This is a genomic window from Calditerrivibrio sp., assembly GCA_026415135.1.
Classification (GTDB): domain Bacteria; phylum Chrysiogenota; class Deferribacteres; order Deferribacterales; family Calditerrivibrionaceae; genus Calditerrivibrio.
This window is the reverse complement of the sequence record JAOAHS010000035.1, coordinates 1-26,277: the sequence shown is the minus strand read 5'-3', so window position 1 is coordinate 26,277 and position 26,277 is coordinate 1. Positions and strand designations below refer to the sequence as shown.

The window sequence follows — 26,277 nt, the reverse complement described above, 5'->3', positions numbered from 1 at the left end:
TCATGAAAAAGATATTAGCTATATTAGCAATGTTGGGACTTACGGTCAGCCTTGCAAATGCTATGGAGTTTCAGCCGATAGGTGCAAGGCAGTTGGGTATGGGTGGTGTGGGTGTTGCATCTACTTTTGATGCTACGGCTCAGTATTATAACCCTGCAATATTTGGATTTTATGGTAAAGAGGGTAAAGAGACCCTTGAAAAGAAGAAGTTTGGTATAAATGCGCAGTTGGGTGCTGGGGTCAGACTTAATAACGATCTCGGTGAGAGTGTGGATGAGCTGTCTAAAATAAACTATGACGCCCTATCCAATATTGCAACAAACGCATCAAATCTTAGTCCATCTGATTATGAAAATGCTGTAAAGCTTTTATCTTATCTTACTAAAATAAAGGATAAGGGTGGTGCCCTTACACTAAATAGCAATGCTGCTCTTGCAAGTAGAATAAAAAGGGTGGGCATAGGTATTTATGGTCTATTGGAGGCTTCTGGTAGGCCAACACTGGATTTGGAAAATATCGGTTTTACAGCTTCGACTAACACAGCTAATGTTATAAATGCCATTGTAAACGGCACTACCGATGGTAATGGATCCAGTACAATTTCCTCCACTGCAAATAGTTACTTCGGATCCTCAACGGTTTCGACTTTACAAAATGTGCTTACAAATGCTGGTTTTACGAGTGATCAAGCGATTGATATAATCAACCAAGCTGCTGCCCAGCTTTCTAATTCTGGCATACCCTCTACTTATGTAGCAGATGCTGTGAAGCTGATCGGGAATTCTGTCAGTGCTTCTACAAATGGTAAAACGATAGATAAGAATACCAGTTCCATAGATGTAAATGGTATAGCCCTATTAGAGGTACCCATAACCTATGGTCATCCTATAGGGGATTCTTTTGCTTTGGGTGTAAATCTTAAGCTTATGAAAGGTAGGGTTTATGAGCATAAGATCACGATTTTCAATAATGATTCTAAAGATGTTGTAAAAGATATAAAAGATAAATATGAAGAGTCCAACAATGTTGCAGTTGATGTGGGTGCCCTTTGGATGCCAAACAATTGGTTAAAAGTGGGTGCTGTGGCAAAATATCTGAACTCTCCTAAATTCGATAGACTTGGTAGTGGTGAGTATAAGATCAAACCTCAAGGCAGAATTGGTATAGCTTGGAACCCCTTTGAGACGCTTACGGTAGCTGCTGATGCTGATGTCACAAAAAATGAAACGGCAGTTGAAGGGTATAAGAGTCAGAATGTGGGTGTTGGAGTGGAATGGGATGTGTTAAAGTTTTTGGCGTTAAGGGCGGGTGCCTATAAAAACATAGCAGAAACTGATATAGGGCTTATGTATACGGCAGGTTTAGGGATCAATCTGTATCTTATAAGAGCTGATCTTGGTGTGGCTTTTTCTGGTAAAAAGTCCCAATATGATGGGAAGGATTACCCAAATGAAGCAAGATTGCAGGCAAATCTATCCATAGAGTTTTAAATGTTTAGAGGGGGCTAAACCCCTCTAATGCTATACAATAAAGTACTTCAAGCTCCACAGCACCAATAAACCTGATAGTATCGTTATGATGGTGCCTCTGAATTTTATAGCTATGAAGAAGGCAACTATTGCGGCATAGATCTTAAAATTGTTAAGGGTTAGGCTATTTAAGCCATTGTTAAATACACCACCTGCTACAATGGCGGCAAAGATACTTGCAGGCATATATCCCAAAAGATCTTTGATCCTGTTTACCATTTTGTCATTTACCAGCTGAAAGAAGGAAAATCTTATGAAAAAAGTGATTACCCCACAAACAATGATCAGCCACCAGATCGTAATATCATTCATCTGCTGCATAGAACCATCTCTCATATGCTTTCCCGACATATACTCCTACAAATACTGCAATGAAGAATCCTGTGTTAAAAGGTAGATTTTTGAGGACGACCATAAGAGCTCCAGATACCAATGCGGTGACAATATATCTTTTTTCTTTTAAAAAACCTACCAGCAGAGCTATAAAAGTAAGGGGGATGGCAAATTCGAGGGAAAGGTATGTAGGGATTGTAGCGCCTACCAAGATCCCTAAGAGGGATGAAATCTGCCAGACAAACCACATTGTAACCCCAGTGCCCATGTAGTACCAAAACCTATCAGTCTGGTCATCTTTTAGGATATTGGATATTGTGACAGCATAGGCTTGATCAACTAAAAAATAGGCCATGATAGCTTTTTTATAGAGGGGTATTTCTTTGTAATATGGTGCAATGGAAGCACTGTACATTGCCATTCTCAAATTGATCATAAAAACTGTTATCACAATTATAAAAAAAGAGCTATTGCTTTTAAGCTGCTCTATAAGAGCGATCTGGGATGCTCCAGCAAAGATTATCTGGGACATGGTAAAGGATTGTAAAAAGCTTAGATCTGATTGGGCAGCTGTCACACCGTAGATAAGCCCAAATGGAGCTACTCCTGTGATAAAGGGTGAAACATCTTTCGTACCTTTTAAAAAAGCGTTCATGTTTACCTCAAAATATGTTGTTGCAATATATTGTCTGTTAGGATAATATATAAAACAATACCTTGTGTTTAATATATTGTCAAGGAGAATGTTATATGGAACAGATCTGTAATGATATCTCAGAAAATCTAAAAAAAATCAGAATGGAAAGGGGGCTGAGTCTCGAACAGCTATCGGAACTTACTGGTGTTAGTAAAAGTATGTTGAGGCAGATAGAGACAGGCAATTCTGTCCCCACGATTGCGACAGTCTGGAAGATAGCAAACGGTCTTAAGGTATCTTTTACATCTCTCTTTTCTAAGAATTTTTCCGATGTAAAAGTGGGTAGGATAAAACATCAAAATGCGTTAATAGAGTTGGATGGCAGATATAGAGTTTATCCGGTGATTCCCTTTGATCCCAAAGTACCTTTTGAGATATATTTTTTGGAGATGGAAGGGGGGATAAGATATGATGCGGAACCCCATAAGGGTAATGTGGAAGAGTTTGTAGCGGTTGTTGAGGGTTGTCTTGAGATGATTATCGATGGAAATGTCTTTAAAATAGAGAAGGATGAGTATATAAGTTTTTTTGCTCATAACCAACATAGTTATATAAACCCAGCTGGTGAGACATTGAAAGCTGTAATGGTACTTATCTACCACTGATGTTATTAAAACTTGATTTATTTATTAAAAATTGTTAAAAGATTTTTAACTTTCTTGGAGGACACTATGAGTAAAATATATCTAAAAACAGAGGAGATGCCAAAACAGTGGTATAATATACTTGCTGATCTTCCATCCCCTATGGATCCACCTATTAGTCCATTTACAGGGAAACCTGTTACCTTTGATGAAATGAAAGTCATATTCCCGCCCCAGTTGATTGAGCAGGAGATGTCTGAAAAGAAATGGATAGATATACCAGAAAAGGTCTTGGATGTGCTTTCAATCTGGAGGCCTTCACCCCTAATCAGAGCCAAAAGACTTGAGGAGGCACTTGGGACACCAGCGAAAATCTATTATAAATATGAAGGGGTCTCACCCGCTGGTAGCCACAAGCCTAATACTGCTGTGGCCCAAGCTTATTACAACAAAATCAACAATGTAAAGCGTCTTACAACGGAGACAGGTGCAGGCCAGTGGGGTAGTGCCCTATCCCTTGCCTGCAAGATGTTTGATATCGAGTGTCGTGTATATATGGTAAAAGTCAGTTATTACCAAAAGCCTTATAGGAAGTCGTTCATGAGGTTGTTTGGGGCTGAAGTTATCCCCAGCCCTTCTGATCTTACTAATGCTGGCAGAGAGGTCCTAAAACGTAACCCAGAATCTAACGGTAGTCTCGGTATTGCAATAAGTGAAGCTGTTGAAGAGGCTGCAAGTAGGGGGGATACAAACTATGCTTTGGGTAGTGTGCTCAACCATGTTCTATTACACCAGACGGTTATAGGGCTTGAGGCAATAAGACAGTTTGAAATCATAGGGGATTACCCAGATAAGATATACGCATCCTGTGGCGGAGGATCCAATTTTGGTGGAATAGCTTTTCCTTTTCTGGAAAAGCTTTTAAAGGGTGATAAAAAAGTGGAGGCGATAGCTGTAGAACCGGCAAGTTGCCCTACCCTTACGAAAGGGGTGTATGAATACGATTTTGGTGATGAGGCAAAATTAACCCCTATTATGAAGATGTACACATTGGGACACGATTTTGAGCCACCTGCTATCCATGCTGGAGGGCTTAGGTATCATGGGGATTCCCCTATAGTGAGTTACCTGTATCACAAAGGTTTGATAGGTGCTGAGGCTGTCCAGCAATCAGAGGTGTTTAAGGCTGGTTTGCTTTTTGCTCAAACAGAGGCTATCGTGCCTGCACCTGAATCCTCCCATGCTATAGCTGCTACTATCAAAGATGCCATCAGATGTAAAGAAACTGGGGAAAGTAAGACACTACTTTTCTGCCTTAGTGGACATGGGCTTTTTGACATGGGTTCTTATGATGCGTTCCTTGAAGGTAAATTGTCCGATTATGAATACCCAGAAGAAGCTATCAAAGAATCTTTAAAGCATTTACCAAAAATATAAACGGGGATGTCTATCCATCCCCAATCTCAATGACATGAAAAAGATATTGCTACATCAATGTTGTGGACCATGTTCCATATATCCGATAAGGGTGCTTAAAGATAGATTTCAGGTGGTGGGCTACTTCTATAATCCTAACATCCATCCATCTCAAGAGTTTTATAGGAGATTGGAAAACACAATAATAGTTAATAAACAGTTTGGTGTAGCAACCCACTATGATGAATATTATGGCTTGACTGATTTCTTTAGATTCAAAGATGTTTCAAAGTTAGATAGATGCCGTGAATGCTATGCGATGAGATTGAAAAATACAGCTCATTTTGCAAAAAAGTATAATTTCAGTATTTTCAGTACCACCCTCTTATACAGTAAATACCAAAACCATGAGGAGATAAAGGCTTTAGGTGAACGTTATGCTGGAGAGTATGGTTTGGAGTTTTACTATGAAGATTTTAGGGAAGGGTGGAAAGAGGGGATTACACTTAGTAAACAGATGAATATCTACAGACAACAGTATTGTGGCTGTATATACAGTGAAGGGGAGAGATACATAAAGGATTGTTCAAAAAAATTGCCAGATTTATTTGACAAATCAAGACCACCCATCTAAAATAGTATTAGAGGGTGATTATGTTAAAGTATTCATTAAAGCTGTTTATTGCCGTTTTTATTATCTTGTTAACGGCAGGCTGTCTGTATGAAAATACACCTCTTAAAATTGGTTTTCATCATTGGGCACCTTACGAAATTATCACATTTGCTAAAGAAAATCGATTTGTAGGTAATGTGGAGATCGTTAGAACAGCATCAGCATCTGAAACTATTAGCAAGCTTAAAAACGGTAGTATAGACGCCGGTGGGCTTACCCTTGATGAAGCTATTAGGGTGTTAAATGAAGGGGTGGATGTGGTAGTTGTTTTGGTATTTGATATATCTGTTGGTGCTGATATGGTGGTGTTAAAGGAGAAGTATTCTGACATAAAAGGGAAAAGGGTAGCTGTGGAGCATAATGGGCTTGGTGCTCTAATGCTTAATAAATTCTTCAAAAAAAGGGGTCTATCCACCAAAGATATTGAGGTGGTAGATCTGCCTGTTTCCAGGCATCTTGCCGAATGGGAGAAGGGTAATATCGATGCTTCCATATCTTTTTCACCCTTTGCTGATGCGATGATAAAAAAAGGGGGGAAAGTTATCTTTGATAGTAGAGAGATTCCGGATACTGTTGTTGATGTCCTTGTGGTTAAAAGGGGGGCTTTAAAGGATAAAAAAACAGAGCTTAAAAAGCTTTTAAAAGGGTATTTTAAAGCGTTAGAGAAAAGCGTTTATAACAAGTGGGACTTCTATTACTCCATCGCAAGTTATATGGATGTTGATGTAGAGAGTATTAAAAAGTCATTTGACGGGGTTAACATCCCCTCTCTTACTCACAACAGGGATATGCTTAAAGTCACCGGCCAAGTACTTAAGACTGCAAAGGAATTGGAGTCACTGATGACGAATTGGGAGATTGTTAAAGGAGGGAGGGTATCCACTAATTTTGTTACCGATGAATTTCTGGGGGATTGAGATGAGAAAAATATCTGCCTTCATCTTTTTTATTCTGTTTCTTTCCTATAGTTATGCAGAAGATATAAAAACTATAAATATAGGTGTTTTGCACTATTTGGAAAGGGAATATATTTTAAAAATTTGGCAACCTATTGCCGATTATCTCACGATCCACTGTAAGGGATATAGATTTAACATCCTGCCGCTTACCCATGATGAGATGGAAAAGCATATCGACCTAAGAAAGATAGATTTTGTAGTGGTAAACCCATCCTTCTATATCCAATTAAAACATGAGAAAAACATTATGACCCCCATCTCCACTATCATTAGTAGGTATAATGATAGTCCTGTATATGCGGAGGGTGGAGTGATTATAACAAGGTATGATAGAATAGATATCAATAATTTAAAGGATCTAAAAGGGAAAACTATCGGTATCCCTAAGATGAATGCTGGCTTGTATGCGTATTATGCCCAGTTGTATGAGCTTAAGAAGGTTGGGGTAGAAGTTAGCAGTTTGAAGTTTAAGGAGATATCCACAAAACAGTTGGAGATTGTGGAGGCTGTTATAAAAGGTGATGTGGATGCTGGGTTTATTAGGGCAGGTATTTTGGAGAGGTTTCAGCATAGAGTAGATGTTAGTAAACTGAAAATAATTAATATTAGAAGTCTAAAAGCTTACCCTTTTGCTTTATCAACCGATCTCTATCCCGGATGGGTGGTTTCGGCATTGAGCTATACCGACGATTATCTGAAAAATAGGGTAATGTCATTGTTGCTAAGCATGAGTCATAATGATGAGTTTTTGAAAAAAACCGATATATACATGTTTGACGTTCCAAACAACTATCTACTAGTGGAAGAGATCATGAAGGCTATGAGGGTTAGACCCTTTGATACCCCTTTTAAGATAGAATTAAAAGATGTTTGGTATAATTATAAGCTACAGATTTATGGTTTTTTGTTTTTGGGTACAGTGATTGTTGTTTTGGTCTTTTATTTAGCTTCATATAGTAGAAAGATAAAGAGATTACATGTCGAGGCAGATAAGAACAGAGAGATTTTGAACGCAGCTTTAAAGGGATCAAACGCTGGCTATTGGATTCTCGATATTAAGACGGGTCATATAACCATCGATGAAAAGATAGCAGAGATGTTTGGATATAGATTAGAAGAGCTTGTATCTGTCACTTACGATGTATGGGAGCAGCATACACATCCTGAAGATTTCAAAAAAGCCTTTGACGAATTAAATAGATTTATAAAAGGGGAAACAGATCATTTTGCAGTGGAGTTTAGATTAAGACACAAAAACGGAGAATGGAGATGGGTCAGCGATTATGGCAGTGTATTGGAAAGGGATAGTACAGGCAACCCTAACAAGATTGTTGGTATCATCATTGATGTAACAGAAAAGCATAAACTTATGGAACATATTAATAAAACCTCAAAACTTCAATCCCTTGGGTATCTTGCTGGTGGCATAGCCCATGATTTTAACAATATCTTACAGGGGATCTTCGGGTATGTGGAATTGGGTATAATCTATTCTTCAGAGGATAAGGTAAAACATTTTCTTGAGAAAACAAAAATAGCCATAGAAAGGGGTAAAAACCTTGCCAGCCAGCTACTAACATTTTCAAAGGGTGGAGCACCCATGTGTAAGATAAATGCCCTTCATCCATGGCTTGAGGAAACGATAAAATTTCACCTATCTGGTTCCAATGTGGCTGCCCATTTTGATATCCCTAAAGATCTACATAATGTGTATGTAGATTTGGAGCAGTTGGGTAGAGTCTTTGATAACCTTACATTAAATACTAAACAAGCGATGCCAGATGGTGGCAATATCTATGTCAAATGTGAAAATGTGGTACTTCCCCCAAATAACCCTTATAAGCTAAAAGATGGTAGGTATGTAAAGATCACCTTTGCCGATGATGGACCTGGCATACCTAAGGAGAACCTGAGTAAGATTTTCGATCCTTTTTTTACCACAAAGGAGCTTGGATCGGGGTTGGGTTTATCTATATGTTATTCTATTATCGAAAAGCACGGTGGTGCCATAGATGTGGATTCTGAGGTGGGTGTAGGCACTAAATTTTATATATATCTACCTATAGCCGAAGGGGAAAAAGCCACCAGTGGTGATCACTCTCAGTTTACAAAGGTGCCTAAGAAACTGAAGGTGTTGGTGATGGATGATGAGGAGTTTATTTTAGACTTTTATGTGAATATGCTATCCAAGATAGGATTGGATGTTACTACCACAAAATCTGGAGAGGAAGCTTTATCAATCTATCTGGAGGCACTGGAAAAGAATGAAAGGTTTGATATAATCATTTCAGATTTAACAGTACCCGGCAAGATGGGCGGAGTAGAACTTGCGTCAAAGATAAGAAGAGTCGACCAAAATGTACCCATTATTGCAGTTAGTGGTTATGCTGATAGTTATCTAATGGAAAGGTGCAGAGATTTCGGTTTTAACGATTCACTGCCAAAGCCTTTTACCCTTGTTCAGATAAAAGAGTTGATCCTTAAACATGCAAAATCAAGTTGAATAATCTTCAATAATTTTGTATAAATAAATAAATATTATCGAGGTGATTAGCGATGGATTACAAGGTAAAAGATATATCCCTTTGGGAGTTGGGTAGAAAAGAGATCGAGATAGCAGAACATGAAATGCCTGGTCTTATGGCTATTAGAAAAAAATATGCAAAGGATAAGCCCTTAAAGGGTGCAAGGATATCAGGCTCTTTACACATGACGATACAGACTGCTGTGTTGATTGAGACCCTTGTGGAATTAGGGGCTGAAGTAAGATGGTCCAGTTGTAACATATTTTCCACGCAGGATCACGCAGCTGCTGCAATCGCAAAAGCTGGTATCCCTGTATTTGCATGGAAAGGGGAGACCCTTGAGGAGTACTGGTGGTGTATTGAACAGTCTTTGACCTTTCCGGGTGGAAAAGGCCCAAATCTCATAGTGGATGATGGCGGTGATGCTACATTGATGGTCCATCTTGGGTACAAAGCGGAGAAAGACCCATCCGTAATAGAATACAACTCTGACTCTGAGGATGAAAGGGAGCTTTTAAAAAGGATAAAGGTGATACTCAGCCAGGATAATCGCAAGTGGCATAAGGTACTTGAAGAGCTTTACGGCGTTTCTGAAGAGACTACCACAGGTGTCCATAGATTGTATCAGATGATGGAAAAAGGTGAGTTGCTTATCCCAGCAATAAATGTAAACGATTCGGTTACAAAATCAAAATTTGACAATATATATGGTTGTAGGGAGTCCCTGCTTGATGGGATTAAAAGGGCTATGGATGTGATGATAGCTGGTAAAGTGGCCGTTGTGTGTGGTTATGGTGAGGTTGGTAAAGGCTCTGCTCAGGCTTTGAGGGGACAAGGGGCAAGGGTGATAGTGACTGAGATAGACCCCATTTGTGCCCTTCAAGCGGCAATGGAAGGGTATCAGGTGACTACTGTGGAGGATACGTTGGGCATTGCCGATATTTATGTTACAGCTACTGGTAACAGAGATGTGATAACCATAGAGCATATGGAAAGGATGAAGGATCAGGCGATAGTGTGCAATATAGGACATTTTGACAACGAGATCCAGGTGGCCAAGCTTGACTCCTATCCCGGTATCAAAAAGGTAAATATCAAGCCACAGGTGGATAAATATACTTTCCCAGATGGACATTCCATCTATCTACTTGCTGAGGGGCGCCTTGTTAATTTGGGCTGTGCTACCGGACACCCATCCTTTGTTATGTCGGCATCCTTTAGCAATCAGGTCCTTGCTCAGATAGACCTATGGAAAAATAAAGGTATCTATAAGCCCGGTGTTTATATCCTTCCAAAGCTTCTTGATGAAGAGGTGGCAAGATTACATCTTGAAAAGATTGGTGTAAAGCTTACAAGGCTGACAGAGGAGCAGGCAAAATATATTGGAGTAGGTGTGGATGGGCCTTACAAGCCTGCCCACTACAGGTATTAAAAAAATATTAAAAAAATTAATTTTTCCTATTGACAAAATGATAAATGTTTAATATATTAAACGCAGAAGGTTACAAAGACCCTCCTCCCCCCTCCTTAAAATATATGGAGATTGCCGGAGCCAAGTGCTCCGGCTTTTTTATTAATGTTTAATTTTTCTATTGACTTTTTTATCGATTTAATACATTTCATGTCAAAAAACGGCAAGGGGTATGGTGTGGGAGAGTTTAATCAATATATACTTGTAGGTGTTATTGTATATATTGTGGCGATGTTGATTATAGGTTTTTGGGCTGGCAAGTATATCAAAAATTCTATAGACTTTGTCATCGCTGGGAGACGATTATCTTTTCCTTTGGCTTTAGGTACTGTCTTTGCCACTTGGTTTGGTGCTGAGACTGTTTTAGGATCTTCCACTACGGCAAACAAAGAAGGAATATTGGGCGTTATTGCTGATCCTTTTGGTGCTGGTCTGTGTCTTATCATATCTGGTCTTTTTATAGCTCCTGCTCTTTATAAATATAATATTACCACCAATATAGACTTTTTTGAAAGAAGATTTAGTAAGCATGTTGGATTTATAATGGCTTTAATTTATCTCCCACCCTATATTGGATGGATTGGGGCTCAGATGTTAGCCTTTGGCACCATCTTTTCGGCGTTTATGCCGATAGATATAAAGGTGGCGATACTAATAAGTGCTGCTGTTGTGATCACTTATACATACTCTGGCGGTCTTTATGCTGTGGCTGTTACCGACCTTGTTCAGATGGTATTTATAGTTATAGGTGTAGTGTTCCTTTTTATTCAAATACTTGTTAACCATGCTGGTCAAATAGTAGGTATCCCTTCTGAGATGTACAGCTTTTTCCCAAACTCTGATAAGCCTGTTGATTGGCTCAATTATCTTGAAGCTTGGATGATAGTGGGGTTTGGTTCGCTGGGGGGACAGGATCTTGTTGCAAGGATTTTGGGTTCTAAAAATGTTAGGGTTGCTCGGTCGTCATCAATTACCGCTGGAGTTCTTTATTGGACATTAGGGCTTGTTCCAGTGTTGTTAGGTATTTGGGCTATTAAGCTTCTACCCCAGCAGGCAAGCTCTGAAAATTCTATCATAATAGATCTTGCTAAACTATATTTACCCTTTCCACTGCTCATTATATTCATAGGTGCCCTTTTGTCTGCGGTGATGAGTACTGCTGATACGGCACTGCTTGCTCCAGCAAGTTTGATTGGTGAAAACCTCTATCCCTACTTCAAGAAAGATGCTACGGATGAGCAAAAGTTAAAAGTTTGTAGGATTTCTGTGGTAGTTATTGGTATGTTATCCCTTTTATTGGCTTTATATTTTGAAAAGATCTATGAGCTCTGTCTTGAGTCCTGGACGATACTTTTGACATCCTTTACTGCTCCTTTCCTTTTTGCCATATTTTGGAAAAAAACCACAGCAAAAGGGGTTATCACAGGTTCTATCACTGGGCTGTTGGTATGGATATTTTTTAGCTTGATGTTTGAAGATTTACCATCAAAGATGTTTGGTTTCTTGGCTAGCTGTGTTGCTATAATATTGGTTAGCCTGGTTACGTATGATGGTAAAAAGCACACGTTAGAGGAGTTTTAACAGTTCAATTAAATGAACTAAAATAGCAGCTGAGGATCTCTTCACCAGCTTTTGTTGGGTTCATTGCCCCTTTCTTCACTTTATCGTTTATTTCTGTGATGAGTTGTTTCACCTTCTGGTTTGAGGTAAGGCTATCTTTGAGGTTATCCATGATATAAGACCACATCCAGGATACATTTTGTTCCCCTCTCTTCTTTTCAAACTGCCCAGAACGGGTCATTATATCTTTATATTTTATTATCATACTCCAAAATTCGTCCACACCTTCGGAAGTTAGTGCACTTACCAGTATTACTGGTGTTTTCCACAGGGGGTTTTGTTCTAATGTCAGGTGAAGGGCAAATTCTATCTGTTTTTTTGCTAACTCTGCTTTTTGCCTGTTATCCCCTTCAGATTTGTTTATGAGTATGATATCGGCTATCTCCATGATACCCCGCTTCATCCCCTGAAGCTCATCACCTGTGTTGGGTACCTGGATAAGGGTGAAGATATCCACCATATTTGATACGGTTACCTCAGATTGACCAACACCCACTGTTTCTATTATAATAAAGTTGTATCCTGCTGCCTCACATAGTAGCATTGCTTCCCTTGTTTTTCTCGCTACACCACCTAAGGAATCCCCTGATGGTGATGGGCGTATGAAGGCATTTTCCTCTTTGGAGAGCTCCTCCATTCTCGTTTTGTCTCCCAAAATACTACCACCGGATATCTGGGATGAAGGATCCACCGCAAGTACCGCCACTTTATACCCTTTGTTTATGAGAAACTTTCCAAAAGTTTCTATAAAGGTGCTTTTCCCAGCGCCGGGTACGCCACTGATACCAACCCTAATGGAGTTACCAGTGTAAGGCATAAGGTGGGATAGGAGCTCGGAGGCTAACACCTTGTCGGTATTCTTTTTGCTCTCTATTAAAGTGATTGCTTTAGCAAGGTGCCTTCTGTTTCCAGAAAGCACCCCTTGGTATAGTTGATCTATTTTCATCATTTCTTTTTATTTTTTATACATTCTAAGATAACCTTTGCTGATTCTACAATATTGGTACCTGGTCCGAAAACAGCACTTGCTCCTGCTTTATATAAAAACTCGTAATCCTGAGGAGGGATTACCCCACCTACAAAGACAACTATATCATCCCCATCCAATTTTTTGAGCTCTTCCACCAATGCAGGCACAAGAGTATTGTGGCCTGCCGCTAATGTGGAAACACCTACAGCATGGACGTCATTTTCTATAGCCATTTTAGCTGCTTCCTCTGGTGTTTGGAAAAGAGGCCCCACATCCACATCAAACCCCATATCAGCCAAAGCAGTAGCCACAACCTTTACACCCCTATCGTGACCATCCTGACCCATCTTTACCACTAAGATACGTGGCCTTCTACCCTCTTCCTCTTCAAACTGTTTAACAAGTGTTCTTACCTCTTCAATCATTCCTTTATCTCCGTAAGCATTACCATAGATACCAGTTTGCAGCCTTATCTCGGCTTTATATCTGCCAAACACAGCTTCCATAGCGTCTGAAATCTCTCCAAGAGTAGCTCTTAGTCGTGCTGCCTGGACAGCAAATTCTAAAAGGTTTTTCTCGTTAGATCTGGCGGCTTCTGTTACCTTTTCGAGGGCTTCTTTTACAGCCTTGTTATCCCTTTTGGCTTTTATCTCATTTAGCCTCTGGATCTGTTTGTTTCTCACTGTGGTATTGTCTATAACAAGGACATCTATGGGCTCCTCTTTTTCCAGTTTGTATTTATTTACACCAACGATGACATCAAGCCCACTATCAATTCTTGCTTGCTTTTTAGCTGCAGATTCCTCTATCTTTAGTTTTGGCATACCCGATTCTATCGCTTTTGTCATACCGCCTAAGGCTTCTACCTCTGCGATTATCTTTTCAGCCTCTTTTATCAAGGCGTCGGTGAGGGCTTCTACGTAATAGGAACCCCCAAGAGGGTCGATTACGTTACAGATGTTGCTCTCCTCCTGGATGATAAGTTGTGTATTGCGGGCAATGCGAGCTGAAAAATCTGTAGGTAGTGCGATGGCTTCATCCAAAGCGTTTGTGTGTAGCGACTGGGTTCCGCCTAATACTGCAGCTAAGGCTTCTATCGTTGTTCTTATTACGTTGTTGTATGGGTCCTGTGCCGTTAGGCTCCAACCAGAGGTCTGGCAATGGGTTCTAAGTGCCATCGATCTTGGATCCTTTGGGTTAAACTGACTCATCAGTTTTGCCCAGAGTGTTCGTGCTGCTCTAAGTTTTGCTATTTCCATAAAGAAATTCATACCTATAGCAAAGAAAAAGGATAATCTTGGCGCAAAAGCGTCAATATCCAAACCCCTCGATAGGGCAGCTCTTACGTATTCAAGCCCATCTGCCAGTGTAAAAGCAAGTTCAAGGGCGCTATTTGCTCCTGCTTCTTGAATATGATAGCCGCTAATACTTATAGAGTTAAATTTTGGCATATATTTGCTGGTATATTCGATGATATCGGCAATGATCCTCATAGATGGCTCTGGGGGATAGATGTATGTATTTCTTACCATGAACTCTTTTAGGATGTCGTTTTGGATGGTACCAGAAAGCTTATCCTGTGATACCCCCTGCTCTTCTGCGGCAACTATGAAGAAAGCCATTATTGGGATAACGGCTCCGTTCATCGTCATAGAAACAGATACCTTATCCAGAGGTATCCCGTCGAAAAGGATTTTCATGTCCTCTACAGAGTCTATCGCAACACCCGCCTTACCCACGTCACCTATGACCCGTGGATGATCGGAATCATAACCTCTGTGGGTAGCAAGATCAAAGGCTACAGATAGCCCCTGTTGCCCAGCAGCTAGATTTCTTTTATAAAAAGCGTTGGACTCTTCAGCCGTAGAGAACCCAGCGTATTGGCGTACTGTCCAGGGTTTACCAGCGTACATTGTGGCCATAGGTCCCCTCGTAAAAGGGGGTAAGCCTGGAAAGCTATTTATGTCATGGGAAACTGTGTTGAGATCTTCCAGAGTGTAGAGGGGTTTTACTGTAAAGCCTTCGGGTGTATGCCACATCAATCTATCTAAGGCGTCACTTTTTATCTCTTTTTTTGCTTTTTCTTCCCATTCTTTGTAGGTATATTTCTTGAATTCTGCCATAGGTCACCTTTTAACTAAAAATATTTGGGAGGGTTTCCCCTCCCTATATTATTCTACAACAGCCAGTTTGTCACCGATGTTGACGGTACTTTCCTGTGGGTTTTCGCTTGCTTTGACAAAGATCTCCTGAATTACGCCATCCTTTGGTGACTTGATCTCATTTTCCATCTTCATGGCCACGAGTATCATTATAGGTTCACCAGCTTTGACCTCATCCCCCACTTCCTTTAGCATTTTCCAGATGTATCCGGGCATTGGGGCTTCGATTACCTGACGCCCTTCTACGGTGGAGGATGTCCTCATCTTCATAAGTCTCTTCATCTCATCTAAAACTTCTACGTTGAAGTGGTCACCATTGACGATAATATCGTATTTATCCCCTTTTGTGGTCATATCGACGGCGTATGACTGACCATTGATTATTACAGAGTAAATCGTTTCGTTGATCTGTTCGAAATCAACTCTGTACTCCTTACCATTTACGGAAACTGTGTAGTCGGCGGGGGCGTTTTCTGTCAGGTTTACCTCAAATTCCCCTTCAAAGCCTTCTACTGTTGCAAAATATTGTCTCTTAACAGCCATGATACCCTCCCCTTAGACAGTCTTGCTAAGATTTATCATTCTACCAAAACGTTTCCAGTCTGATTGACCGACATCAGGTCTGGTAACGGCACGGGAGGCGGCAAGCTTCTCTGATAATAACTGTTTTATACTTGCCACTATCACAGAAACGGTAGGATCCAAATGCTCTCTTCTTTTCAACTCTTCCATGTCAAATTTATTGTCTATAAAGCCAGTATCGTAGTTCCCACTTAAAAATGTTTCATTCTTTAAAACACTCATGTGGAATGGGATAGAAGTCTTTATACCAGAAATCATGTATTCAGAAAGTATACGCTTCATATTCTCGATGGCGCCTTCCCTTGTCTTGCTGTTAGCACACACTTTTGCTATCATCGGGTCGTAATAAAGAGGGATTTCATACCCTTGATAGGCACCACTTTCCACCCTTACATTGGGACCTTCTGGTGTTTGATAAACGGTAAGTAGCCCGGGTGATGGTGCAAAATTGTTTGTGGGATCTTCTGCGTAGATCCTGCACTCTATAGCGTGACCATGTATGGAGATATCCTCCTGTTTGTAGCTTAAAGGTTTACCTTCAGCTACAAGGATCATCTCCCTTACTATATCTACACCTGTGATCATCTCGGTGATAGGATGCTCCACCTGAAGCCTTGTGTTCATTTCTAGGAAATAGAAGTTTTGATCAGCGCCGACTATAAATTCCAGAGTACCAGCACTGAAGTATCCTATCTTCTTGATAGCCTCTGCAGCCACTTTACACATCTTTTCCCTTGTCTCCTGGGAGATGAATGGGGATGGTGCTTCTTCGATTACCTTTTGATGCCTCCTCTGGATGGAACATTCCCTATCAAAAAGGTGTATGGCGTTGCCGTGCATATCGCCCAAAACCTGCACCTCCACATGATGGGGCTGGACGATAAACTTTTCCATATAAACGTCGCCATTACCGAAGGCGTTTAGGGCTTCGCTACTTGCCATCCTAAAAGCGGAGTCAAAATCCTCCTCTTTATGGACAAGCCTCATCCCTTTTCCACCACCACCGTAAACAGCTTTGAGCATTATGGGGTATCCTATCTCTCTGGCGATCTTTTTGGCCTCTTCCACATCCCTTATAGGGTTCTTTGTCCCTGGTACGGTGGGAACACCAGCTTCAGCCATTACGGCTCTTGCGCCTGTTTTACTACCCATCATATCTATATGCTCAGCAGATGGTCCGATAAAGATGACACCCTCTGCGTCGCAGAGTCTTCTAAAGTCACCATTTTCAGCATAAAAACCGTAGCCGGGATGGATTGCGGCACCAACCTTTTTTGCGATAGCCACAATCCTATCTTTTTTAAGATAGCTTGTATCTCCCGGGCCATCGGTAATACAGTATGCCTCATCGGCATACCTAACGTGGGGTGCTTTTCTATCAACATGGGTATAGATGGCTACTGTCTTTATACCCATTTTTCTGCAGGTTCTGAAGATTCTTATGGCTATTTCGCCTCTGTTTGCTACCAGTACTTTTTTTATCTCAGGCATAGTGTCCTCCCTTAGTGATTAAAGTGGCAAGTTATCATGCTTCTTGGGTGGGATAGACTGTCTTTTGTTAGCAAGAAGCTCAAATGCCTGAATTACTTTTGGCCTTGTTTCCTCTGGGAGAATCACCTCATCTATAAAGCCCAATTCAGCTGCTCTGTATGGGTTTGCAAAGGTCTCTCTGTATTGCTCTACGAGCTCTTTCTTTTTAGCTACTGGGTCTGGAGCGGAGGCAACCTCTTTGCTGAAAAGGATCTGAACAGCACCATCTGGCCCCATAACTGCAATCTCTGCTGTTGGGTAGGCATAGTTTATATCACCCCTAACATGTTTGGAGCTTAAAACGTCGTAAGCACCACCATAAGCCTTTCTGGTGATAACTGTAACCTTTGGTACTGTGGCTTCGCAGTAAGCATAAAGCAGCTTTGCACCATGTTTTATGATACCACCGTACTCCTGAGCAACGCCTGGCATAAATCCAGGAACGTCAACGAATGTGAGTAATGGTATATTAAAGGCATCGCAGAACCTAACAAACCTTGCACCTTTAATGGATGAGTTTATATCAAGGGCTCCCGCCATAACAGAAGGTTGATTTGCAACTATACCTACGGTTTTACCGTTTAGCCTTCCAAAACCTACAATTAGGTTTTTAGCGTAGTGTTCTTGGACTTCAAAGAAGTTCCCATCGTCCACAACTTTTATAATGATCTCTTTCATATCGTAGGGCTTGTTGGGATCTACTGGAACGATATTTCTAATGGACATATCCGTCCTGTTGGGGTCATCCTTTGTGGGTACTATTGGAGCATCTTCCATATTGTTTGATGGTAGGTAGCTTAATAGCTCTCGAATCTTTAAAAGACAATCTGTATCGTTTTCAGCGGCAAAGTGGGCAACACCCGTCTTAGTGTTATGGGTCATGGCACCACCGAGCTCCTCTTTGGTAACATCCTCACTGGTAACCGTCTTAACAACTTCAGGCCCTGTGATAAACATGTAGCTGGTTTCCTTTACCATGAAGATAAAGTCAGTTAGAGCAGGGGAATAAACAGCTCCACCAGCGCATGGCCCCATGATGGCAGATATCTGGGGGATAACGCCTGATGCCAAACTGTTTCTCAAAAATATATCGGCATACCCTGCAAGGGATAAAACACCTTCCTGAATCCTTGCACCACCAGAGTCGTTTAGACCTATGACGGGTGCACCTACCTCCATTGCAAGGTCCATTATTTTGCATATCTTTTTAGCAAACATTTCAGACAATGACCCACCAAAGACTGTGAAGTCTTGGGCAAAGACAAAAACTGTTCTACCATTTATTTTACCATAGCCAGTTACAACCCCATCCCCTAAAATCTTGTTTTTCTCCATGCCAAAATAGTTGCACCTGTGTACAACAAACTTGTCAAGTTCAACAAAGGTCCCTTTGTCAAGGAGTTTTTCGATCCTTTCCCTTGCGGTGAGCTTACCCTGGGCGTGCATTTTTTTGATTCTTTCAATACCACCGCCGAGCTCAGCTTGTTCATTTAACTGCTGAAGCTTTTTTATCAACTCTTCCATAAACAAATCCCCCTTACTTATTTGCTGCGATAATAAAACACAATTTTGAATATATGTCAAGATGTTAGTTTTAGATCAATTAAAAATTAAACATATCGAGAAAAAAGCAGATTTTTTATAGTTTTTATAACAAGAAAATGATGTTTTAATTTTTAATGGCAACGCATTCTATCTCTATGGGGACATCCTTAGGTAGTCTTGAAACCTCCACAACGGCTCTGGCAGGTTTATGGGAGCCAAAAAACTGTTCATAGACAGCGTTGATTTTGGAGAAATCATCCATATTTTTGATATATATGGTTACTTTTGCTATGTCTGTGAGTTCGAATTCTGCAGCGCGCACGATATTAAGCATATTTTCCAGCACAAGACTTGTAAGGTGCTCTATCCCGTCGGTAACGATGTGGTTTGTTTTAGGATCGATGGGGATCTGCCCTGATACAAAAAGCATGTTGCCAACTTTAGTAGCTTGCGAATAGGGTCCTATGGCCTGGGGAGCTTTTTCTGTAAAGATATATTCCATTGTTCACCTCATTAAAATTTATGTCCATAGATTATATGCCATAAAAGGGTTAGGTCGGAGGCTTCAAAGATCACCTGTTCGAAAATTATATCATTATCAAGTAGATTTTTAATATCATTATAAAACAGATTTTTATAAAATAGATCTAAATTAAATAGTTCTATAATATCTTCTTTACTTGCCTTAACCAGTACCTCCTCCGATGAGATATTTTTAAAGATATTGCTTAAGGCATTTTGAAGGGTTAGGTGCTGACGGTGGAGTTTTTCTTTGATGGGGATGTCGATAAGATTGCTAAAGATACCTAAAATATCCTGACCTTTTTCATCGTAAAGATCTGGGTATGTGGATATTATCAGTTTACCACCTACGTTCAGGTTTTTACTGATTGCATATACTGACTCAAAGGTATGCTCGAAGAGAAAGGGGGGAGATAGAGCAATGAAAAGGTCTGATTTATGGTTTGATATTATAGTCTCCAGTTTCTGATCCGTGCTTAATAGCACTATATGCCGGTTTTGGATTTTTGGGGAATCGTTTATACTATATATCTTTTTATAGCCCATACGATCTTGCAGATAATAGGGTATGGACAACCCCTTAAGGGAAGCATCAAAAACAACAGTCTCTTTGGCTTTGGGTAAGTTTAGGCTTTCTATTATTTTTTTAAAACAATGGGTTTTTTCTTCAAAATCTTTAATGTCTGTATTCATTTTTTATTTTACAAAACCTTTTTTTTATAATAATATATTGTTCAAAAAAAAGAAAATGTCCACTACTTTTTGAGGAACGTTGATGAATATAAACGATGTTACGGCTTTGGTTAGGGATAAGCTTGAGCAGCTTGAGGTGGAGCTTAAAAGGAATTTGGATTCAGATGTTAATATGGTCAATGAGGTTGCTTATTATGTCTTTGAAAGTGGAGGTAAGAGACTTAGACCAGTGTTTATGTTTTTGACTACCGGGTTGGGGGGGTACGAAGGGGACAGAGATGTTATCTTAAGTGGTGTTGTGGAGTATATACATACTGCCACTTTATTGCATGATGATGTTATTGATGGAGCCAAATTCAGAAGAGGTCGACCCAGCGCTAACCAGATCTTTGGTAACGATATCACCGTTTTGTGTGGGGACTTTTTGTATTCGAGGGCATTCGTCAATCTTGTGAAAGATGGTGATGCGAGGGTGCAGATGATTTTGGCCAATGCGGCTAAAACGATGAGCGAAGGGGAGGTATTTCAGCTTATTAAGACTGCCCAATTCGATCTGTCCTTTGAGGAATACGAAAAGATCATATATTCAAAAACAGCGGTGCTTTTTTCTGCATGTTGTGAAATAGGTGCCCTTTTATGTGGTTTGGATGAAGATTATGTCAAGCTTATGGCAGAGTTTGGGAGGATAGTAGGGCTTTCTTTTCAGATGAGTGATGATATATTGGATTACTTGGGAGATCCAGAAAAAACAGGTAAAAATCCTGGTACAGATCTAAAAGAGGGTAAAATGACACTACCTATGTTCATCTTGAGGGATCTGGCAAGGGATGAAGAACTTAAAAGGATGAAAAAGATCATATCTTCAGAACCTGAAGAGGAAGATATCAATTATATAACAGATTTGATGAAGAGGTATAATATAAAGTCCAAAGCTGAGCAATTTGTGGACAGTTACACCAAAAAGGCTCAGGAGATCCTAAGAGCTTTTCCTCAAAATGTTTATCGTGATGCTCTGACATTTTTATCGGAATATGTCCTACTGCGTGACAGATGAAAGAAGCTTCTTTTTATGAGAAGATAGATTCAAATAGGGTAAGATGTCATCTTTGCCCCCATCGTTGTACTATTCCAGATGGTAAGTCAGGTGCCTGTCTCATCAGAAGGAATATAGATGGTGTTTTATATCAGACATCCTATGCTGAGGTGACATCGATAAACATTGATCCCATAGAAAAAAAACCATTATACCATTTTTATCCTGGGTCCAAGATACTCTCTATAGGGACAAACGGTTGTAACCTTTCCTGCGCTTTTTGTCAAAACTGGACTATTTCTAAGAATATCACTTTTAGGGAAAAGATAACATCAGAGGCGTTGTTGTCGATTGCTAAGGAGAATGCTTCTATAGGGATTGCTTACACGTACAACGAACCAACAATCTGGTTCGAGTATGTACATGATACTGCTAAGCTGTTTAGACAAGCTGGATTAAAAAACGTTATAGTCTCAAATGGCTTTATCAACAGTGAGCCCCTTGCTACCCTTGTGGATTATCTGGATGCTGCCAATATCGATCTAAAGGCTTTCAGTGAAGAGGGGTACAGGAAGTTAGGGGGAGGGCTAAAAGAGGTACTTTATACCATTGAGTACCTTTATAGGCATGATGTTCATCTGGAGATTACCCATCTTGCCGTTGAGCGCTATACCAGTACCGAAACGGAGTTCAAAGAGATGTGTAGGTGGTTATCCGGGATAGATAGATCGATACCACTTCATATATCACGATATTTCCCCTCCTATAAACTCAATCTCCCACCAACCGATATGGAATACCTCAAAGAGCTTTTTAACATAGCTAAGGGTTATTTGCATTATGTCTATTTGGGGAATGTGTCAGCAAACAACGATACTTTTTGCCCCTATTGTGGTATGAGACTGATAGGTAGAAACGGTTATAGGATTAGTTTATTTATCGAAGATAACGTATGTCCATCGTGCAAAAAGTCTTTGCCTATTTATCTTTAGTTTTTTTGGTAGCCTGTTCCAACAGCTACGATACAAATACTTTTTTTTCAATGGGAACGGTAGTGGAGGTAACGTTACCTTCCAGGTATAAAGATCAGTTTTTGCCTGTGAGAAAAAGGATAGATGAGCTAAGTTACCTTGTAGTAAGTAATACTGATAAGCTAAACAGGGCAGGTATCTTTGAAGAGGTACAGAGTGAAGCGAGATTTGTTGAGCTTTTAAAACGATCTGGGTTTTTTTATAGTTTAACGAATGGTCGCTTCGATGTCACTATCTATACAGTGATGAAGCTATATGGCTTCCCGGATGGTCCCTTTTCTGTGCCTAATGATGCTATACTTAGGAAGAGCTATGCTGAAGTAGGTTTTGAAAAGATAAAGATATCAGGGGATACTTTGATAAAGGAAAAACAAGCCAGCATAGATCTTGGTGCCTATGCTAAAGGGTGGATCGTTGATGAGGCTATAAGTTTACTCAAAAAGATGGGAGTAAAAGAGGGGATAATTAACGCTGGGGGAGATATGTTTTGTTTGGGGGACAAAGGGGGGAAAGGGTGGAGGATTGGGGTTCAGCATCCGGATGATAAGAAAAAGGTGTTGGCTATCGTTAGGCTTGCCGATAAGGCTATTGCAACATCCGGCGATTATGAAAGATTTTTTATAGAAAAGGGTAAAAAGTATATTCATATCTTTGATGCGTTAACTAAACAGCCTGTTGATAGATACAGAAGTGTAAGTGTAATAGCAGATAGCACCGAAATGGCGGATGGATTATCCACTGCTTATTTTCTTATGAGTCCAGACGAAGTGGAAAAAAGTTGTCAAAAGCTCAATACCCCTGTTTTGCTCTATTTACCAGATGGCAGAATGAAAAAACTGTGCGGATGGGAGCAGTATGAGGTTAGACGTTGAGACAATGGACTAAACTTAAGGCGTTTGATATCATCGTTTTGATCCTTTTTTTGGTTTTGCCCATCTATGCGATCATTAAACCCGTTGAGGGTGAAAAGAGATCATTTCTTATAGTTGATGGGGTTAAGCACCCCCTCGATCTTAGTAAGAATCAGGTCTTGGATCTGACTGAATTTGGCAAAAGGGTAAAGATGGAGATCAAGGATGGAAAGGTGAGGTTTCTAAGCTCTGATTGTAAAGATAAAATATGCTTACAGTTTGGGTACATAGAAACATGTGGTGAGTCTGCGGTGTGTGTGCCAAATAGGGTGGCTATAGTTATTGAATGTGAGAAAAGGGATTATGATGGTGTTACAAGATAAGGAAAAAACGGTAGCTGCTCTGGCTTCTTTTTCGATTATTTTGGGCTTATTAGAAAACTTTGTACCTATGCCTATACCGTTTGTTAGAATAGGGTTGTCCAATATACCTGTTGTTATGGGGGTGTATCTTTTGGATCTGAAATACCTTTTTATTCTTGGTGCTATAAAATCAATAGTTACTGCAATTTTTTCGACGGGGTTTATTTTCAGACTCATTATCGCTTTCCCCTCCTTGATGGTTGCCATCGTTAGTATGTATTTTTATCATAAGTTGACAAATAGATACTCATCGTTAGTATCTGTTAGTGTTGTAGGAAGTGTTACAAATATAACGATGCAATTTATTATTATTAAACTTTTTGTTGTAAAAGATCTTGCTTTTCTAAAAATTTTGCCTTATTTCATAATTTTAGCGGTTGTAACAGGTTTTTTGATAGGCTATTTATCAAACAGTGTTTTAAATAAAAGGGGTTCGTATGTATCAAAAGATTATACTGGCTAGTGGTTCACCGAGAAGGAGGGAGCTTTTTACAAAGTTGGGGATAAATTTTCAATATGTCACGAGTAACACCAAAGAGGAGTTTAATGAAACAGATCCCATAGAGGAACAGGTGATGAGGGTTGCAGCCATAAAGGCTTATGACGTAGCAAGGATCTATGATGAAGCTTTTATTGTGGCTGCGGATACTATAGTTTATTGTGAGGGCAGGATATTGGGTAAGCCTAAGGATGTGAAGGATGCCCAGGAAATGCTTAGGTTTTTGAGTGGTAAAAAGCATGAAGTGATTACTGGGGTGGTGGTTGTTAACAAAAATTATAAAATCCACGAACAGTTTTATGACAAAACAGATGTCTATTTCAAAAAGCTTACTGATGAGATGATCAATTGGTACATCGATTCGGAAGAGCCTATGGATAAAGCTGGTGCTTACGGTATTCAAGGTAAGGGTAGCCTGTTTGTGGAAAAGATTTATGGCAACTATGATACTGTTGTTGGATTACCTGTGGGGAAGCTTTTGGAGGTGTTTGCTAAGCTTGGAATAAGACCTTACGGGGGTTTTCATGAAATTTAACAATTTAGGAGAGATCCTCTCTTTTAATGCAAAGATTAGGCCAAATAAGACGTATATATATTTTGAAGGGAAGAAGTTTACCTACAGTGAAGTAGATGAACTTACTAATAGAATAGCCAAAGTGTTTCTTAAGTTTGGTATTACAAAAGGGGATAGGGTTTGTATACTTTTAGAGAACTCTCCCGAGTTCATAATCACATACTTTGGCATTGCAAAAGCGGGGGGGATTGCTGTACCTCTTAATACTTTTCTTAAGGAGGAGGAGATACAGTATATCATTTCAAATGCTGAGGCAAAAGTGCTTGTTACCTCGTCGAAGTTCACCGATGTGGTAAAACATCAGAAGAAACTTAACAGTTGTTTAAAAAATATATTTACGTTTGATCATAGTGATTTCGAATCTTTAAACCTTTACCAGCTTGCAATGTCTGAATCGAACAGTCATCCCGGTGTAAAGATTAACCGGGAAGATCTTGCGGTGTTTATCTATACATCAGGGACAACTGGACACCCAAAAGGTGCGATGCTCACCCATAACAATCTATTGAGCAATGTGGACGCATGTTTGCAGGTGTTTAAGATTGATCATACCTACAAGGTGCTTTTGGTGCTACCGATGTTTCATTCCTATACGTTTACTGCAAGTGTATTGTTACCTACTTATGTGGGATGTGGTATTATAGTGCTAGCATCTATTATGGAGCTAAAGAAGAGATCTTTTAAAAGGATACTGCTTTTCCAAAGGCCTAACTTTTTTCTCGGTGTTCCTCAAATATACACAGCTCTTGCCAGAGCCAACATACCATCATGGTTTGCCAAGTTTCTTTATCCTATAAAAATTCATATAAGTGGTGGTGCACCTTTACCCGAGGAGATTATCAAAGAGTTTTATAATAAGTTTAAAAAACCTATTATCGAAGGGTATGGGCTTTCAGAGGCTTCTCCTGTCGTATCTGTAAACCCTTTGAATAAACAGAAACCATATTCTGTGGGGCCTGCTTTACCGGGTGTAGAGGTGAAGATAGTTAATGATGATGAGGTTGAAGTGCCTGTGGGTGAGGTGGGGGAGTTGATCGTCAAAGGCCCTAATGTTATGAAAGGTTATTGGAAGATGGAGGATGCTACAGCTCTTACAATAAGAAATGGATGGCTTTTTACCGGCGATTTAGCAAGATTGGATGAAGAGGGCTACATATATATAGTCGACAGAAAGAAAGATCTGATAATAGTAAAAGGGCTTAACGTGTATCCTAGGGAGATAGAGGAGTACCTGTATCAATATGAAGGTGTGGAGGCAGCTGCGGTTATTGGGATTCCGGATAAGCAGAGTGGTGAGGTACCTATAGCATTTATAAAACCAAAAGAGGGTGCAAAAGTAGATATAAATGGTTTAAGGGAGTATTTAAAGAAGCATTTGGCAAACTTTAAACTTCCCAAAAGTATTTATATTAAAGAAGATATCCCTATGACAGCTACAGGTAAAGTTTTGAAAAGGAAACTTAAAGAGATGGTGCTTCAAGAAAGGGAGCAGTTGCAATAAACGGGCGATGAGGGACTCGAACCCCCGCACTAGGTTCCGGAGACCTATGCTCTATCCACCTGAGCTAATCGCCCTATATAAAATGCAGTCTTTATTGGGATTTTAGTACATTAGAATTTAAAAAGCAAGCGGTAATAATGTAATCAGCCCACAGATTTCCTGTTCAATTTTTATAGGCTGATCTGATTAGCTGAGTTTTAGTGATCTAAACTCTTGGACATTTCTCTTTTCGGTACTAAAATTTATGCCGATAAGGAATATGGTCTTACCGCTGAATAAGTACTGCCTATGATAGTCCTTCTCCTTGATCTGATTAAGGGCAACCTCTGCACTCTGATTACACTTAAACTCAAAGATATACACCTTATCCCTCATCTCCAACACCATATCTATCCTACCACTGTAGTTGAGCATCTGACTCCTCGCTGGAAGGCCACCAGCTGATACCATAAGATAAAATAACGTGTGAAAACTACCCTCATTAAGCCTCATCCCATCATCATAAGGTATTGAGGCAAATATTGAGCTAACAACAGAGATAAATCCATCCAGATC

The 26,277-nt window shown here is 40.0% G+C and carries 25 protein-coding genes and 1 tRNA gene; 15 read left to right on the top strand and 11 right to left on the bottom strand.

Annotated elements, in window-relative coordinates:
• The first annotated feature begins 2 nt into the window (after positions 1–2).
• Positions 3–1,490, top strand: a complete 1,488-nt coding sequence (gene traF / locus N3C60_06575) for a conjugal transfer protein TraF (GenBank protein ID MCX8084565.1) — start codon at positions 3–5, stop codon at positions 1,488–1,490.
• 30 nt (positions 1,491–1,520) lie between these two features.
• Here traF and N3C60_06570 read toward each other — a convergent pair whose 3' ends face one another.
• Together N3C60_06570 and N3C60_06565 are read right to left on the bottom strand one after the other, a co-directional pair.
• Entirely contained in the window at positions 1,521–1,865 is a 345-nt protein-coding gene (locus N3C60_06570; protein ID MCX8084564.1) for an AzlD domain-containing protein, read from the bottom strand.
• Positions 1,834–2,517, bottom strand: a complete 684-nt coding sequence (locus tag N3C60_06565) for an AzlC family ABC transporter permease (protein ID MCX8084563.1) — start codon at positions 2,515–2,517, stop codon at positions 1,834–1,836. Before N3C60_06565 ends, N3C60_06570 begins: the two co-directional genes overlap by 32 nt.
• Positions 2,518–2,612: 95 nt before the next feature.
• Here N3C60_06565 and N3C60_06560 point away from each other — a divergent pair, with 95 nt between their 5' ends.
• The 7 genes from N3C60_06560 (at position 2,613) to N3C60_06530 (ending at position 11,768) form a co-directional block, all read left to right on the top strand.
• Positions 2,613–3,164: an XRE family transcriptional regulator gene (locus N3C60_06560; protein ID MCX8084562.1), complete on the top strand. Its 552-nt coding sequence runs from the start codon at positions 2,613–2,615 to the stop codon at positions 3,162–3,164.
• A gap of 66 nt (positions 3,165–3,230) precedes the next feature.
• Positions 3,231–4,580, top strand: coding sequence for a TrpB-like pyridoxal phosphate-dependent enzyme (locus N3C60_06555; GenBank protein MCX8084561.1), 1,350 nt, complete (start codon positions 3,231–3,233; stop codon positions 4,578–4,580).
• 34 nt (positions 4,581–4,614) lie between these two features.
• Positions 4,615–5,193 (top strand): epoxyqueuosine reductase QueH, encoded by a 579-nt coding sequence (locus N3C60_06550; GenBank protein MCX8084560.1) that lies wholly within the window; start codon positions 4,615–4,617, stop codon positions 5,191–5,193.
• Between the two features lie 20 nt (positions 5,194–5,213).
• Positions 5,214–6,149 (top strand): ABC transporter substrate-binding protein, encoded by a 936-nt coding sequence (locus N3C60_06545; protein ID MCX8084559.1) that lies wholly within the window; start codon positions 5,214–5,216, stop codon positions 6,147–6,149.
• 1 nt (position 6,150) lies between these two features.
• Positions 6,151–8,694, top strand: a complete 2,544-nt coding sequence (locus N3C60_06540) for a PhnD/SsuA/transferrin family substrate-binding protein (GenBank protein MCX8084558.1) — start codon at positions 6,151–6,153, stop codon at positions 8,692–8,694.
• A 53-nt stretch (positions 8,695–8,747) separates the two neighbouring features.
• Complete coding sequence (gene ahcY, locus N3C60_06535) at positions 8,748–10,148, top strand: adenosylhomocysteinase (protein MCX8084557.1); 1,401 nt, start codon at positions 8,748–8,750, stop codon at positions 10,146–10,148.
• Positions 10,149–10,337: 189 nt separating this feature from the next.
• The gene (locus N3C60_06530; GenBank protein MCX8084556.1) at positions 10,338–11,768 is read left to right on the top strand and encodes a sodium:solute symporter family protein; all 1,431 of its coding nucleotides are present in this window, start codon (positions 10,338–10,340) and stop codon (positions 11,766–11,768) included.
• A 4-nt stretch (positions 11,769–11,772) separates the two neighbouring features.
• Here the strand turns inward: N3C60_06530 and meaB are convergent, their stop codons facing one another.
• From meaB to N3C60_06495, 7 genes are all read right to left on the bottom strand, one after another.
• Positions 11,773–12,753, bottom strand: coding sequence for a methylmalonyl Co-A mutase-associated GTPase MeaB (meaB, locus tag N3C60_06525; GenBank protein MCX8084555.1), 981 nt, complete (start codon positions 12,751–12,753; stop codon positions 11,773–11,775).
• Entirely contained in the window at positions 12,753–14,900 is a 2,148-nt protein-coding gene (scpA, locus tag N3C60_06520; GenBank protein ID MCX8084554.1) for a methylmalonyl-CoA mutase, read from the bottom strand. Before scpA ends, meaB begins: the two co-directional genes overlap by 1 nt.
• A gap of 48 nt (positions 14,901–14,948) precedes the next feature.
• Positions 14,949–15,482: an acetyl-CoA carboxylase biotin carboxyl carrier protein subunit gene (locus tag N3C60_06515; protein MCX8084553.1), complete on the bottom strand. Its 534-nt coding sequence runs from the start codon at positions 15,480–15,482 to the stop codon at positions 14,949–14,951.
• A 12-nt stretch (positions 15,483–15,494) separates the two neighbouring features.
• Positions 15,495–17,012: an acetyl-CoA carboxylase biotin carboxylase subunit gene (gene accC, locus N3C60_06510; protein ID MCX8084552.1), complete on the bottom strand. Its 1,518-nt coding sequence runs from the start codon at positions 17,010–17,012 to the stop codon at positions 15,495–15,497.
• An 18-nt stretch (positions 17,013–17,030) separates the two neighbouring features.
• A complete protein-coding gene (locus N3C60_06505; protein MCX8084551.1) occupies positions 17,031–18,575 on the bottom strand; it encodes a methylmalonyl-CoA carboxyltransferase in 1,545 nt (514 codons plus the stop codon).
• A 145-nt stretch (positions 18,576–18,720) separates the two neighbouring features.
• Positions 18,721–19,098, bottom strand: a complete 378-nt coding sequence (locus N3C60_06500; protein ID MCX8084550.1) for a RidA family protein — start codon at positions 19,096–19,098, stop codon at positions 18,721–18,723.
• Between the two features lie 11 nt (positions 19,099–19,109).
• Positions 19,110–19,811: a hypothetical protein gene (locus N3C60_06495; GenBank protein MCX8084549.1), complete on the bottom strand. Its 702-nt coding sequence runs from the start codon at positions 19,809–19,811 to the stop codon at positions 19,110–19,112.
• A gap of 82 nt (positions 19,812–19,893) precedes the next feature.
• Between N3C60_06495 and N3C60_06490 the strand changes: the two genes are divergently transcribed.
• From N3C60_06490 to N3C60_06460, 7 genes are read left to right on the top strand one after another with little or no spacing between them, the layout of a single operon-like run.
• Positions 19,894–20,865 (top strand): polyprenyl synthetase family protein, encoded by a 972-nt coding sequence (locus N3C60_06490; protein MCX8084548.1) that lies wholly within the window; start codon positions 19,894–19,896, stop codon positions 20,863–20,865.
• Positions 20,862–21,836 (top strand): AmmeMemoRadiSam system radical SAM enzyme, encoded by a 975-nt coding sequence (amrS, locus tag N3C60_06485; GenBank protein MCX8084547.1) that lies wholly within the window; start codon positions 20,862–20,864, stop codon positions 21,834–21,836. Before N3C60_06490 ends, amrS begins: the two co-directional genes overlap by 4 nt.
• Positions 21,797–22,747 (top strand): FAD:protein FMN transferase, encoded by a 951-nt coding sequence (locus N3C60_06480; GenBank protein ID MCX8084546.1) that lies wholly within the window; start codon positions 21,797–21,799, stop codon positions 22,745–22,747. Before amrS ends, N3C60_06480 begins: the two co-directional genes overlap by 40 nt.
• Positions 22,744–23,109 carry a NusG domain II-containing protein gene (locus tag N3C60_06475; protein MCX8084545.1) on the top strand — a complete coding sequence of 122 codons (366 nt, stop codon included), beginning with the start codon at positions 22,744–22,746 and terminating at the stop codon, positions 23,107–23,109. The genes N3C60_06480 and N3C60_06475 overlap by 4 nt, the downstream gene beginning before the upstream one ends.
• Complete coding sequence (locus tag N3C60_06470) at positions 23,090–23,611, top strand: Gx transporter family protein (GenBank protein MCX8084544.1); 522 nt, start codon at positions 23,090–23,092, stop codon at positions 23,609–23,611. The genes N3C60_06475 and N3C60_06470 overlap by 20 nt, the downstream gene beginning before the upstream one ends.
• A complete protein-coding gene (locus tag N3C60_06465; GenBank protein MCX8084543.1) occupies positions 23,586–24,182 on the top strand; it encodes a Maf family protein in 597 nt (198 codons plus the stop codon). Before N3C60_06470 ends, N3C60_06465 begins: the two co-directional genes overlap by 26 nt.
• The gene (locus N3C60_06460; GenBank protein MCX8084542.1) at positions 24,172–25,722 is read left to right on the top strand and encodes a long-chain-fatty-acid--CoA ligase; all 1,551 of its coding nucleotides are present in this window, start codon (positions 24,172–24,174) and stop codon (positions 25,720–25,722) included. Before N3C60_06465 ends, N3C60_06460 begins: the two co-directional genes overlap by 11 nt.
• Position 25,723: 1 nt before the next feature.
• Here the strand turns inward: N3C60_06460 and N3C60_06455 are convergent.
• A tRNA-Arg gene (locus N3C60_06455) sits at positions 25,724–25,796 on the bottom strand.
• Between the two features lie 112 nt (positions 25,797–25,908).
• Positions 25,909–26,277: PD-(D/E)XK nuclease domain-containing protein (locus N3C60_06450; GenBank protein MCX8084541.1), on the bottom strand; the 369-nt coding region annotated here is incomplete at its 5' end.